Below are 12,009 nucleotides of genomic sequence, written 5' to 3'. Positions count from 1 at the left end.
GTCGCACCCGTGCCACCTGCGGCGGTCAGTGTGCGGGCTCCGCCAGCCGGCGTTCCAGTCCCTCGGGGTCCAGCACCCGCAGCTTCCGCGGCGAGGACCGGTACCCCGTGTCGACCAGCCCGGCCTCCTGCAGCCGGGCAAGCTCCAGCCCGACGATCCGCGGCTTCGCGCCGACCAGGTCGGCGATCCGCGGCTGGGCCAGCGGCACGTCGACCACCACGGAGCGGCCGGGGCCCGGGACACCGAACTCGCGTGCGTGGTCGAGGAGGACCCGCCCGATCCGCGTGCCGATGCGGCCCTGCGTGTACCGGACCCGCCGGTCGGTGACCGCCCGCATCTTGGCGACCACGGCGGTCGTCACCGCCCGTTGCGCCTCGGGGTCGGCGCCGAGGAACCGGTCCAGCGCCGGGCGGGGCAGGACCCGGCACAGGGTGGGGACGGCGGCACGGACCATGGCCGAGCGCGGCCTGCGGTCGACGTAGCCGAACTCGCCGAGCAGGGAGCCGGGCCCGCGGAAGGCGAGGAACACCTCGGCCCCGTCCGCGGCCGTGGCGCTCACCGTGGCGAGGCCCCTCTCCAGCAGCAGCATCGACTCCGAGGGGGAGCCCTGGAACAGGATCGTGGCGCCGGGGACGAACTCGGCGAGGTGCCCGAGGGCGCGCAGCGCCTCCCAGAGCGCGGGGTCCAGGGCAGGCTCGGGTCCGGCGCCGCCCTGCGGGCCCTGCGCCGCCTCCGTCCGCTCCTGGGTCGTCACCGACCGGTCACCCCCGGGTGCCGCGCGGACCGGCCGGCCCGCACGGCGAACCTACCCGCCGGGCGCCCCCACCTCGTAGGCTCCCCGTCGGCGGCGGTTCGGGGTACGGGGGGACGGGTGGTCGGACGCCGGGGTGACACGGGCGACCGGTTGTGCGTCGCGGTCGACCTGGAGGGCTACGGCAGGCGCTCGGACGCGGGGCAGGAGCGGGCCCAGGAGGCCCTCGCCGGGCTGCTCGACGCGGCCTGGCGGGCGGCGGGGACCGCCCCGCTGCGCCAGCCCAACGGGGACGGCGAGGTGGCCCTGCTCGGGCCGGCGGCGGAGTCCGCGGCGGTCGTCGCGATGCTGGTGGCGCTGCGCGCCGGGGTCGAGGCGGTCAACCGGGAGGCCCCGCGCGAGCGGCTGCGGCTGCGCGCGGCCGCGCACCGCGGCCCGGGCCGGCCGGCGCGCAACGGCTTCGCGGGCAACGGCGTCGTGCGGACCTGCCGGTTCCTCGGGTCGCGGGCGCTGCGGTCCGACCTGGCCCGGCGGCCCGGCACCGACCTCGCGGTCGCCGTCTCCGACCCGCTGTTCGACGAGCTGCGCGGCCTGGTCCGGCTGCGCGACTTCCGGCGGGTGCTCGTCCTCGAGCCCGCGAAGGTGTTCTCCGGTCACGCCTGGCTGCACACCGGCGGCCCGCTCCCGGCACCGCTGACGGACGCGGTCGGGACCGCCGCGCCGGAGCGGCCGGGGCCCGAGGTCCCCGGGATGCGGATCGAGGTCGCCGACGGCGGCCAGGCCGGGACCGTCGTCCAGGCGCGGGAGCTGCACGGCGGCCTCACGATCGGCCCGCCGGACCGCCGGGGCGGCGCGTGAGGGAGCCGGAGCTGGACCTGCGGGTGGCGGCACCCGTCGGGACCGTCGTGCAGGTGGGACGGGTCGTGCTCGAACCCCCGGCCGCACCGCCGGTCGACCCCACTATGCCGGGGCTCGCGGGGCGCGAGGGCGAGCTGGCCGCGGTGCTGCGGGCGGTCGCCGCCGGTGCCCCCGGGGTCGTGCTCGCGGGTGGACCCGGGCTCGGGACCACCGCGCTGGCCCTCGCCGCGGCCGCCCGCCTGGCCGTCCGGTACCCCGGCGGGGTCCGGTTCGTGCCGCTGACCGGCCCGGATCCGGGCCCGGCGCTGCGGGAGCTGCTGCGGGACCTCGGCGTGCGTGCCGGCGAGATCCCGGCCGCGACGCCGCACCGGACGGCCCTGCTGCGCGCGGTGCTCGCCGGCACGCCCACCCTCCTCGTGCTCGACGACGCCCGCTCGGCCGCGCAGGTCCGCGCACTGCTGCCCGGCGGCGGCTCGGCGGTGCTGGTGACCACGGCCGCACCGCTCGGCGAGCTGCACCTCGACGGCCTGGCCCCGGTCGCGGTGCGGGGCCTGCCGACCGCGGCGGCCGGCGCGCTCCTGCCGTCCTGCCACGCCGGGCTCGACGTCCCCGCCCGCTGCCCGGCACCGGCCGTCGAGTCCGCGGACGCGCTGCTCGAGGCCTGCCACGGCTCCCCCCTCGCCGTCCGCCTGCTCGCGGGAACCTTCCCGAGCCCCGCCGCGGGCCTGCGCGCCCTGCGGACGCAGCACTCCACGGGCCGGCCCCGCCACGCCGCCGCGGCCGCCCGCGCCGCCGCCCGGATCGCACTGGCCGCCCTGCCCGCCGCCGATCGCGAGGTGCTGGAGGCGGTCCGGGCCACCAGGCTGCCGCTGGTCGATCCGGCGCGGTGCACCGCGGTGCTGCCGGACGGCGTCGCGGTCGGCCCGCTGTTGCGCGCCCTGCTCCGCCGCGGGCTGCTCAGCCCGCGCCCCGGGCCCGGCGACGGGCCGTGGTGCGCCCTGCCCACCGTCGTCGCCGAGGTGCTGCCGGCCGAGCCGGAGTGGGCCGCCCTCCCCGGGCCGCTCCCGGAATCGCGCACCGTCCCGCTCGACGGCCCGACCCCGCTCGACGCTCCAACCACGACCGGACCGGAGGCCGCACCGACCGGGCCGCTCCCGCTCGACGACCCGGCCCCCCTCGTCGGCCCGGCGACGCCTGCCCTCGGCACCGGCACCCTCTTGCAGCGGCTCGCCCACCACGCGGCCGCGCACGCCGACCCCGCCGTGGGCGCCGACGCCCTGGTCCACCTCGCCGCAGCCCGCACCCGCCGGGGCGACGACACGGCCGCTCTGGCCGCCGCCACCGCCGCCCTCGACCTCGCCGACCGCACCGGTGACCCGGTCCTGCTCGGCCGCGCGGCGCACCGCCTCGCCGTCGCGCTCGCCCGCGCCGCCGAAGCCGACCCGGCCGCGCCGCCGGCACCCCCGCCACTCCCGCCCTCCGGGTCCGCACCCACCTTCGGGACCGCACCCGCCTACCCCGCCGGGCTCCGCGACGCCCGCGCCGCCTTCGACCTCGCCGTCGCCCTCCTCGCCGGCCGGGACGACGCCGCCCACGCGCAGGCCCTGGTCGACCGGGCACACCTCGCGCGCCGGCGCGACCGCCCCGCCGAGGCCCTGGCCGACCTGCACGCCGCGCTCGCGCTGTTCCGCACGCTCGGCCGGCCCGCCGACGTCGCCGCGGCATGGCAGGAGGTCGCCGCCGTCGAACGGGCGGCCGGGCACCCGTGCCGGGCCGTCGCCGCGCACCGCTCCGCGCTGGCCGCGCTGGCCGAGGCCGGCGACCCGGCCGCCACGGGCTGGGCCCGGCTCGCCGCGGGTCTCGTCCAGGTCGGCGAGCTCCCGGGCCGCCCGGACCTGCTCGCCGCCCGGCTCGTCGACTCCCCCGCGGCCCGGTCGGTCCGGGAGCTGCGCGAGCTCGACCCGGCCGCCCCGGACTGGGCGCTCGTCGCCGCGCTGACCGGGGGCCACACCGGCGACGAGTGATCCGCAGCACACCGGACCCGTCCGGGTCAAGGTGTCCCCGGAACGAAGCCGCGCCCCGACTGCGTCGCCGCGCACGTCGCGGACTTGTCAAACGCTCGGTTGACTGGGTCCACGTCACCAAACGTCTGCAGAGTCGCAGCCTGGAGGTAGCACGCGCATGACCAACGACAGGACGGTCGACGCCGTCATCGTCGGGGCCGGGTTCTCCGGCCTCTACCAGCTCCACCGCTTCCGCGAGCTGGGCCTGTCCACCCGGGTGTTCGAGGCCGCCTCCGGCGTCGGCGGCACCTGGTGGTGGAACCGGTACCCCGGCGCCCGGTGCGACGTCGAGAGCCTGGCCTACTCGTACTCCTTCAGCCCGGAGCTGGAGCAGGAGTGGACCTGGAGCGAGAAGTACGCCACCCAGCCCGAGATCCTCGGCTACGCCGAACACGTCGCCGAGCGCTTCGACCTGGCGCGCGACATCACCTTCGACACCCGGGTCGAGAGCGCCGTCTACGACGCCGACCGCAGGCGCTGGACCGTCATCACGGACACCGGTGAGGTCGTCGACTGCCGCTGGTTCGTCATGGCCACCGGCTGCCTGTCGGTGTCGAAGGCGCCCGAGATCCCCGGCGCCGAGCGCTTCCAGGGCCCGACCTACCACACCGGACACTGGCCGCACGAGGGCGTGGACTTCACGGGCAAGCGCATCGCGGTGATCGGCACCGGCTCGTCCGGCATCCAGTCGATCCCGATCATGGCCGGCCAGGCCGCGGACACCGTCGTGTTCCAGCGGACGCCGAACTTCTCGATGCCGGCGGGCAACCGGCCGCTCACCGAGGAGGAGGTGGCCGCCCGCAAGGCGACCTACCGGGAGTTCCGCAAGGAACAGCAGCTCTCCGCCTTCGGCGTCCCGGTCCCGCTGCCCACGCAGTCCGCGCTCGAGGTCGACGAGGCCGAGCGCACCGCCACCTACGAGTCGGCCTGGGAGCAGGGCAACCTCGTCGCCGTGCTCACCTCGTACACCGACACGCTGGTGGACAAGGACGCCAACGAGACGGCCGCCGAGTTCGTCCGGTCCAAGATCCGCGAGACCGTGCACGACCCGGAGCTGGCCGAGCTGCTCTCCCCGCGGAGCTTCCCGTACGGCACCAAGCGGCCTTGCCTGGACAGCGGCTACTACGAGACCTTCAACAAGGACAACGTCCACCTCGTCGACATCCGGAAGACCCCGCTGGTGGAGATCACCGAGAAGGGCGTCCGGACGTCGGAGAACGAGTACGAGGTCGACGCGATCGTCTTCGCCACCGGTTTCGACGCGATGACCGGCGCCATCACCCGGGTCGACATCCGGGGCAAGGGCGGGGTGTCGCTGAAGGAGAAGTGGGGCGAGGGCCCCCGCTCCTACCTCGGGCTGTCGGTCGCCGGCTTCCCCAACATGTTCACGATCACCGGCCCGTCGAGCCCGTCGGTGCTGTCGAACATGATGGTGTCGATCGAGCAGCACGTGGACTGGGTCACCGACTGCATCCAGTGGATGCGCGACAACGGTGTCGAGGAGCTCGACGCGACGCCCGAGGCCGAGGACGAGTGGGTCCGCCACGTCGAGGAGGTCGGCGACACGACCCTCTACCCCACCGCGGACTCCTGGTACATGGGCTCCAACGTCCCCGGCAAGCCGCGGGTCTTCATGGCCTACATCGGCGGGGTCGGCGTGTACCGCGAGCGGTGCGACGACGTCGCCGCCAAGGGCTACGAGGGCTACACCAAGTTCCCGGACGTCACGGCGGCACCGGAGAAGCAGTCCGCCTGACGATTGCACGAACGGCACTTTCGTGCGGACCTACCGCACAAAGGTGCCGTTTGTGCATTCCGGGGCCGGCCGTCCCGACTCGCCGGCGCACCAACGGCACTTTCGTGCGGACCTACCGCACAAAAGTGCCGTTTGTGCACTCCGGGGTCAGACGGTGAGGCCCGCGTCGGCGCCGGCGTTGACCGCGCGCACGAAGTCGGCCGGGGAGTCGGCGTCGCCGAGCACCCTGACCTCGACTCCCTCGCCGAGCTCCAGCCCGGACGTGACGTCGGAGCCGGTGGGGCGCCAGCCGATCGCGAGCGCGACGAGGTCGGCGTCGATCGAGTGTGCGGTGCCGTCGGCCTCCTGCCAGTGCACGACGCCGGGATCGATCCCGACGACCGTGGCCCTGGTCAGGACCTCGACGCCGTCCTTCTTCAGCTGCCGCACCAGCTGCCGGCGGGTGATCGCCTCGATCCCGCGGCCGATACTGCCGCGCATCTCGACGATCGTGACCTCGGCGCCCCGGGCCCGCATGAGCTCCGCGGTCTCGCAACCGGTGGCGCTGCCGCCGACCACGACCAGCCGCGTCCCGGGCCCGACCGCGATCTCGCCGCGCAGCAGCCGCTGCGCGTCGTGCACGGTCGGTCCGTCGATTCCCGGGATGGGCGGCACCAGCGCGTCCGCGCCCGTCGCGACGATCACGACGTCCGGCCGCTCGGCCGCGACGGTCCCCGCCGACACCGGCGCGGAGGTGTGGATCTCCACCCCGAGCGCGGTGAGCCGCCGCGCCTGGTGCTCGCGGAACCGCAGCACCTCGCGCTTGCTCGGCGCCAGGCCGGCGACCTCCAGCTTCCCGCCCAGCTCCGCGTCCCGTTCCCAGATCGAGACCTGGTGCCCGCGCAGCCGGGCGAGCCGCGCCGCCTCCAGGCCCGACGGCCCGGACCCGACCACCATCACCCGCCGCGGGCGCGCCGTGGGCTTGACCTCCCAGGTCAGCTCGCGGCCGACCTCGGGGTTCACCGAGCACCGGGCCCGCTCGCCGCGGCCGACGAGGTCGACGCACGCGTTGCAGGCGATGCACGGGCGCAGCTCGTCCCGGCGCCCGTCGCGCACCAGCAGCGGCCAGTCCGGCTCGGCGATCAGCCCGCGGCCGAGCAGCACCATGTCCGCCTCGCCCCACTCGACGATGTTCTCGGCGAGCTGGGGGTCATCGAGCCGGCCGACGGCCATCACCGGCACCGACACGGCCTGCTTGACCGCCCGGACCAGCGGCCGCATGTGCCCGCGCGGCACGGACATCGGCGCGAGGGTCTGCTGCAGCGTCAGCCAGGTTCCCGACGACACGGAGATCGACGCGACCCCGGCCTCCTCGAGCATCCGGGCGACGGCCACCGCCGACTCCGGGTCGAAGCCGCCGGGCTCGGCGTCCGTGCCGTTGAGCCGCCACACGAGCGGCAGGTCGCACGCCGCGACGATCGCCCGGGCGACCTCCACCGAGAACCGCGCGCGGTTCCCCAGCGGGCCGCCGTAGGCGTCCGTGCGGTGGTTGTGCTGCGGGGACAGGAAGTTCGACGGCAGGTAGCCGTGCGCCCCGTGCACCTCCAGGTAGTCGTACCCGGCCTCCTGGGCGTAGCGGGCCGCCTGCGCGTAGTCGGCGACGATCCGCTCGATCTCCGGCACCGTCAGCTCGTGCGGGACCGGCGAGGCCGAGTTCAGCGGCACCGGCGACGGCGCCACGGACGGCCCCTCGACGACCTGCCGGCCGGGGTGCATGAGCTGCACGCCGACCGTGACGTCGTAGGGCCGCAGGGCCTCGACGACCCGGCGCAGCCCCGGCAGGTACTCCGGCCCGCTGATCCGCGGCTCCGGCCCGACGGTGTCCGCCGAGACCAGGCAGCCCTCCACCGTGATCGCCCCGACGCCGCCCTCGGCCCGCCGGCGGTAGTAGGCCACGGTGTCGTCCGTGATGTACCCGCCGTTGTCGAGGCAGGTGCCCATCGGGGCCATGACCAGGCGGTTCTTCAGGGTGAGCGGGCCCAGCCGGACGGGCGTGAAGAGCACGCTCACGACAGCACCTTCAGCGCGCGGACCGGGCAGGCGTCGACACCCAGCTTCGCCGTGTCCTCCTCGCCCTCCGGGACCTCACGGTCCGGCCCGACGGCCGAGTAGCCGTCGTCGTCGAGGGGGAAGAGGTCCATGTCGACGATCGAGCACTGGCCGTGCGCCTCGCAGACCTCGCTGTCGACCCCGATCCTCACGAGTGGGTCACCACCAGCTTCTCCATGGAGCGGGAGGCCAGCACGTCCTTCCACTCCGGCTCCTCCGCGAGCGCCAGCCCGGGCAGCCGCTCGACGATCCGCGCCACCGCGATCCGGGTCTCCATCCGCGCCAGCTGCGCGCCGATGCAGGCGTGGATGCCCTTGCCGAAGGCGACGTGCGGGTTCGGGCTGCGCCCCAGGTCCAACGAGTCCGGGTCGGTGAACTTCTCCGGGTCCCGATTGGCCGAGGCGAGCACGAGGTGCACCCGCTCCCCCGGCCGGATCGTCTTCCCGCGGACCTCGGTCTCGGCGACCACCCAGCGGTTGAGCACCTTGATCGGGCCGTCGAAGCGCAGCAGCTCCTCGACGGCCGGGCCGATCAGCGCCGGGTCGCGGCGCAGGCGGTCGAGCTGGTCGGGGTGCCGCAGCAGGGCCAGGACCGAGTTCGCAATGGAGTTCGTGGTGGTCTCGTGGCCGGCGAAGAGCAGCAGCGCGCACATGCCGACGAGCTCGTCGTCGGTCAGCCGGTCGTCGCCCTCCTTCGCCATCAGGGCGGACAGCATGTCCTCGCCCGGCTCGGCCCGGCGCTTCCCGATGAGCGTGTGGAAGTAGGACTCCATCTCCCGGAGCCCGCGCAGCGCGCGCTCGTGCCGGTCCGCCCGCGCGGCGCCGCCGGTGCCGAAGGCGACCAGCGCGAGCTCGTCCGACCACTCGCGGAACCGGTCCCGATCCTCGGGCGGGGCGCCGAGCATCGTCGCGATCACCGTGGCGGGCAGCGGGTAGGCGACCTCGGAGATCAGGTCCTGCGGGCCGGAGCCGCGCACGAACGCGTCGAGGTGCTCGTCGACGATCCGGGTGATCATCTCGTCCATCGCGGCGATCCGCTGGCCCTTGAAGGCGCCGGCCGCGAGCTTGCGCAGCCGGCTGTGCACGGGCGGGTCGTTGACGACCATCCAGCCGGTCATCAGGCCGAGCACCCCGGTCGCGGCGGACTCGGCGCCGGCCTGCCGCTTGCGCTCCAGCACCGGGCGGACCCGGTCGTTGGAGAAGGCCTTGTTCTGGAAGGCGGCCGAGACGTCGTCGTAGCGCGTGATCAGCCAGGCCCGGTGGGCCTCGCTCCAGTGCACCGGGTCGCTCTCGCGCAGGGCACGGAAGACGGAGAACGGGTCCGCGCTCGCCGACGGGGTGGTGAGATCGTCCAGCACGGTCACGGCGCACTCCCCACGGTCGGCCGGGACAGGCTGCGGGCCAGGCCCAGACGGTCCCGCACGATCCGGCCGCCGGACACCCGGCCGTCGGCCACGGTGACCAGTCCGACGAGGTGCAGCGTGCCGGGCGCGCCGGTGAGCGCGGCGTCGTCGATCCCGGCGTCGGGGCCGAGCCCGCCCACGTACGTGCCGGTGCGGGTGACCCGGAAGGCGACGTGCGGGCCGGCCGAGAAGAGGTCGTCGACCTGCGACGACGCGTCGGCGAGCAGGATGTCCGGGGCCCCGTCGTCGAGGGTGACCGGACCGGGCGCGGACTCGTCGATCCAGGCCCGCACCACCGCCTCGGCCGCCGGATCCGGGGCGAGCGCCACCGTGTCCCACGGCGCCAGCGCCGGGCGTTCGACCTCGGCGGGCACGCCCGAGGCGAGCTGCCGCCGCCGGGCCAGGTAGTCCTGTTCCACGAAGTTCTCGACGAGCTTGGTGCCGTTCCAGCGGTACAGCCCGAGCCCGGTCCACGCCGCCCCGCGCCCGTCGTGCCTGACCGACCGGCCATGCTCGGAGAACCGCATGGCCAGCCGGTCGCCGTCGGTCACGATCTCGTGGACCGTGAGGCACAGGCCGGGGAACTGCGTGAACTGCTTCTGCGACGCCGGGATGTACAGCTCGTCGCGACCCGCCACCTCGTGCGGGCCCATCCGCAGCGTGTAGCCCGGCTCCATGATCTCGGGGCACACCGAGACGTCGTGCCGGTTGGTGTAGTCGTTGACGTAGCGCCGCATCAGCGCGACGAAAGGCTCCATTACCGCCCCTCGAACTTCGGCGCCCGCTTCCCGACGAACGCCGCGATCCCCTCGGCGGCGTCGGCGGTGGCGTGCAGGGTGGTCAGCGCGGCCGTGGAGTGGTCGAACTCCCCGCGGTCCACACCCCGGTTGACCAGGTTCTTCCCCGTGGCCAGCGCGAGCGGGGCCATCCCGGCGATCCGCACCGCGATCTCCCGCGCGGTGTCCATCAGCGCGGCCGCGGGCACCACCTTCTGCGCCAGCCCGATCCGCTGCGCGGTCTCGGCGTCGACCCGCTCCCCGGAGAACATCATCAGCTTGGTCCAGTGCCGGCCGATCACCGACGGCGCCCGCAGCACCCCGAACCCGGGCACCAGCCCGACCGCGCTCTCCGGCATCCCGAACTTCGCGGTGTCCGCCGCCACCACGACGTCGCAGGCCAGGGCCAGCTCGCAGCCCCCGCCCATGGCGTAGCCGTTCACCGCCGCGATCACCGGCAGCGGGGTCTCCTCCACCGCGGCGAAGGTGCGCATGCAGTCCTGCTGGAACGCCCGCTTGGCCGTGACGTCGGTCAGCTCGGCGAAGCTCGCGATGTCCCCCCCGGCGGAGAAGGCCTTCTCCCCCGCCCCGGTGATGATCACCGCGCGGGTCCGGCCGTCGGCCTCGAGCGAGGCCAGCGCCTCGCGCATCTCCGCCCAGAACGTGCGGCCCATCGCGTTCAGCTTGGCCGGGTCGTCGATCGTCAGCACGGCGATGGCCACGCGGCCGTCCCCGACCTCCTCGACCTCCACCCGGACGTTGCGGGTGGTGGTCCCGTTCCTGCTGGTCACAGCCGTCCTCCGAGCGCGATGTCGATGCTCGCCGCGACGACCTCCCGGGTGCGGCCCGGTTCGATGACGTCGTCGAGCGAGAGGTGCGCGGCGGCCTCCCAGGGCTCCGCCTCGCTGATCCATTCCGCCGTGAGCTCCGCGACCAGCGCCGCGTGCGCCTCCGGGCCCTGCTCGGCCAGCACCTTCTCCAGCCGCCGGCGGTGGATCGTGCGGATCCCGGTCTCCGGGGCCATGAAGCCCAGCTCGGCACTGGGCCAGGCGTAGAGGAAGTCCGGCTTCGTCGGGCGACCGCCCATCGCGAAGTGCCCGCCGCCGTAGGCCTTGCGCAGCACCACCCCGACCTTGGGCACCGTGGCCTCGGCGATCGCCGAGACCAGCGCCTCGTAGCCGTGCAGGATCCCGCCGCGCTCGGCCTGCGTGCCGATCATCAGGCCCGGCACGTCGTGCAGGAACACCAGCGGCAGCCCGAAGGTGTCGCACAGCTGCACGAACACCTTCTCCTTCGCCAACGCCGCCGGGTCCAGCGCCCCGGCCCGCACGATCGGCTGGTTGCCGATGAGCCCCACCGGGCGGCCCTCGATCCGGGCCAGCGCGCACAGCAGGCTCGAACCCCAGCCGTCCGCCCAGGGCAGGATGCTGGCCTCGTCGGCCAGGCAGGCGAACACGTCGCGCATGTCGTAGCCCGACCGCGCCCCGAGCGGGACGATCTCCTCGAGGTCCTTCGGGTCCCGCCCCGGCGGCAGCGGCGGCGCCACCGGCGGGCGCTGCGTGGAGTTCTGCGGCAGGTACGACAGGAACGCGGCGATGGCGTCCATCGCGTCGGCCTCGGTGTCCACGACCAGATGCGCGTTGCCGGCCTCGGTCGCGGCCGCCGGGCCGCCGAGCTCCTCGTCGGTGACCTTCTCGCCGATCGCGGGCTCCACGACGCTCGGCCCGGACAGCGCGATCGACCCGGAGCGCACCATCACCACGTAGTGCGCGGTGGAGGCGTGCAACGCCGAGTCGCCGTAGCTCGGGCCCAGCACCGCGGCCGCGCGGGGCACCACCGGCTGACCCGGCGGGGGCTTGAGGAACGTGGTGAAGTCCAGCGGGAGGCCGGAGAACCGCCAGCCGGAGACGTCCGGCATCCGGCCGCCGTCGGCGTCGCAGAGCAGGACGAGGGGGAAGCCGTGCCGCTGCGCGTGCTCGATCAACCGCCCCTGCTTGCGCATGCTGATCGGGGCCGTGGTGCCCGCGACCACGCTGGAGTCGATGCCGATCACGCCGATGCGCCGGCCGTCGAGCAGGCCGAAGCCGGTGACCACCGCGTCGCCCGGGATGGGCTTCTCGCGCCGCAGCTCGGGCAGGGCGAGGGCCCCGATCTCGAACCACGTGTCCGGGTCGACGAGCATGTCGATCCGCTCGCGCACGGGCAGGCGGCCGGACTCCCGGTGCCGGCGCAGGCCCTCCGCCCCGCCGCTGGCGTGGGCGGCCTCCTGCTTCTCGCGCAGGAGCGCGATCCTGTCCGCCATGGTGTGCGCGCCG

Annotated in this window: 10 protein-coding genes; 3 read left to right on the top strand and 7 right to left on the bottom strand. The window is 75.1% G+C overall.

The annotated features are described in order from the left end of the window. Positions 1 to 25 precede the first annotated feature (25 nt). Positions 26 to 754, bottom strand: a complete 729-nt coding sequence (locus tag ACQP04_RS09035) for a Crp/Fnr family transcriptional regulator (RefSeq protein WP_433506604.1) — start codon at positions 752 to 754, stop codon at positions 26 to 28. A gap of 117 nt (positions 755 to 871) precedes the next feature. Here ACQP04_RS09035 and ACQP04_RS09030 point away from each other — a divergent pair, with 117 nt between their 5' ends. The 3 genes from ACQP04_RS09030 (at position 872) to ACQP04_RS09020 (ending at position 5,428) form a co-directional block, all read left to right on the top strand. Further along, a complete protein-coding gene (locus ACQP04_RS09030) occupies positions 872 to 1,609 on the top strand; it encodes a hypothetical protein (protein WP_433506603.1) in 738 nt (245 codons plus the stop codon). Further along, the gene (locus tag ACQP04_RS09025) at positions 1,606 to 3,633 is read left to right on the top strand and encodes a hypothetical protein (RefSeq protein WP_433506602.1); all 2,028 of its coding nucleotides are present in this window, start codon (positions 1,606 to 1,608) and stop codon (positions 3,631 to 3,633) included. The genes ACQP04_RS09030 and ACQP04_RS09025 overlap by 4 nt, the downstream gene beginning before the upstream one ends. A 157-nt stretch (positions 3,634 to 3,790) precedes the next feature. Beyond that, complete coding sequence (locus ACQP04_RS09020; protein WP_433506601.1) at positions 3,791 to 5,428, top strand: flavin-containing monooxygenase; 1,638 nt, start codon at positions 3,791 to 3,793, stop codon at positions 5,426 to 5,428. A 147-nt stretch (positions 5,429 to 5,575) separates the two neighbouring features. On the opposite strand, the gene ACQP04_RS09015 is transcribed toward ACQP04_RS09020, so the two are convergent. From ACQP04_RS09015 to ACQP04_RS08990, 6 genes are read right to left on the bottom strand one after another with little or no spacing between them, the layout of a single operon-like run. Further along, on the bottom strand, positions 5,576 to 7,477 hold the full coding sequence (locus tag ACQP04_RS09015; protein WP_433506600.1) for an FAD-dependent oxidoreductase: 1,902 nt from the start codon (positions 7,475 to 7,477) through the stop codon (positions 5,576 to 5,578). Next, complete coding sequence (locus ACQP04_RS09010; RefSeq protein WP_037048983.1) at positions 7,474 to 7,668, bottom strand: ferredoxin; 195 nt, start codon at positions 7,666 to 7,668, stop codon at positions 7,474 to 7,476. Before ACQP04_RS09010 ends, ACQP04_RS09015 begins: the two co-directional genes overlap by 4 nt. Beyond that, positions 7,665 to 8,879: a cytochrome P450 gene (locus ACQP04_RS09005; protein WP_433506599.1), complete on the bottom strand. Its 1,215-nt coding sequence runs from the start codon at positions 8,877 to 8,879 to the stop codon at positions 7,665 to 7,667. The genes ACQP04_RS09010 and ACQP04_RS09005 overlap by 4 nt, the downstream gene beginning before the upstream one ends. Next, entirely contained in the window at positions 8,876 to 9,676 is an 801-nt protein-coding gene (locus tag ACQP04_RS09000; RefSeq protein ID WP_433506598.1) for an ester cyclase, read from the bottom strand. Before ACQP04_RS09000 ends, ACQP04_RS09005 begins: the two co-directional genes overlap by 4 nt. Next, positions 9,676 to 10,485, bottom strand: a complete 810-nt coding sequence (locus ACQP04_RS08995; RefSeq protein WP_433506597.1) for an enoyl-CoA hydratase/isomerase family protein — start codon at positions 10,483 to 10,485, stop codon at positions 9,676 to 9,678. Before ACQP04_RS08995 ends, ACQP04_RS09000 begins: the two co-directional genes overlap by 1 nt. Then, positions 10,482 to 11,996, bottom strand: coding sequence for an acyl-CoA carboxylase subunit beta (locus ACQP04_RS08990; RefSeq protein WP_433506596.1), 1,515 nt, complete (start codon positions 11,994 to 11,996; stop codon positions 10,482 to 10,484). Before ACQP04_RS08990 ends, ACQP04_RS08995 begins: the two co-directional genes overlap by 4 nt. Between the last annotated feature and the right edge of the window lie 13 nt (positions 11,997 to 12,009).

The organism is Pseudonocardia halophobica (assembly GCF_050948485.1).
In the GTDB taxonomy this organism is placed as follows: domain Bacteria; phylum Actinomycetota; class Actinomycetes; order Mycobacteriales; family Pseudonocardiaceae; genus Pseudonocardia; species Pseudonocardia halophobica.
Note: the sequence above shows the minus strand (reverse complement) of the source record. Positions and strands in the feature narration are given on the sequence as shown.

Excerpts from the sequence above, each read along its gene's own strand:
- ACQP04_RS09000 (WP_433506598.1), bottom strand. The coding sequence starts at position 9,676 with ATGGAGCCTTTCGTCGCGCTGATGCGGCGCTACGTCAACGACTACACC.
- ACQP04_RS08990 (WP_433506596.1), bottom strand. The coding sequence starts at position 11,996 with ATGGCGGACAGGATCGCGCTCCTGCGCGAGAAGCAGGAGGCCGCCCAC.
- ACQP04_RS09020 (WP_433506601.1), top strand. The coding sequence starts at position 3,791 with ATGACCAACGACAGGACGGTCGACGCCGTCATCGTCGGGGCCGGGTTC.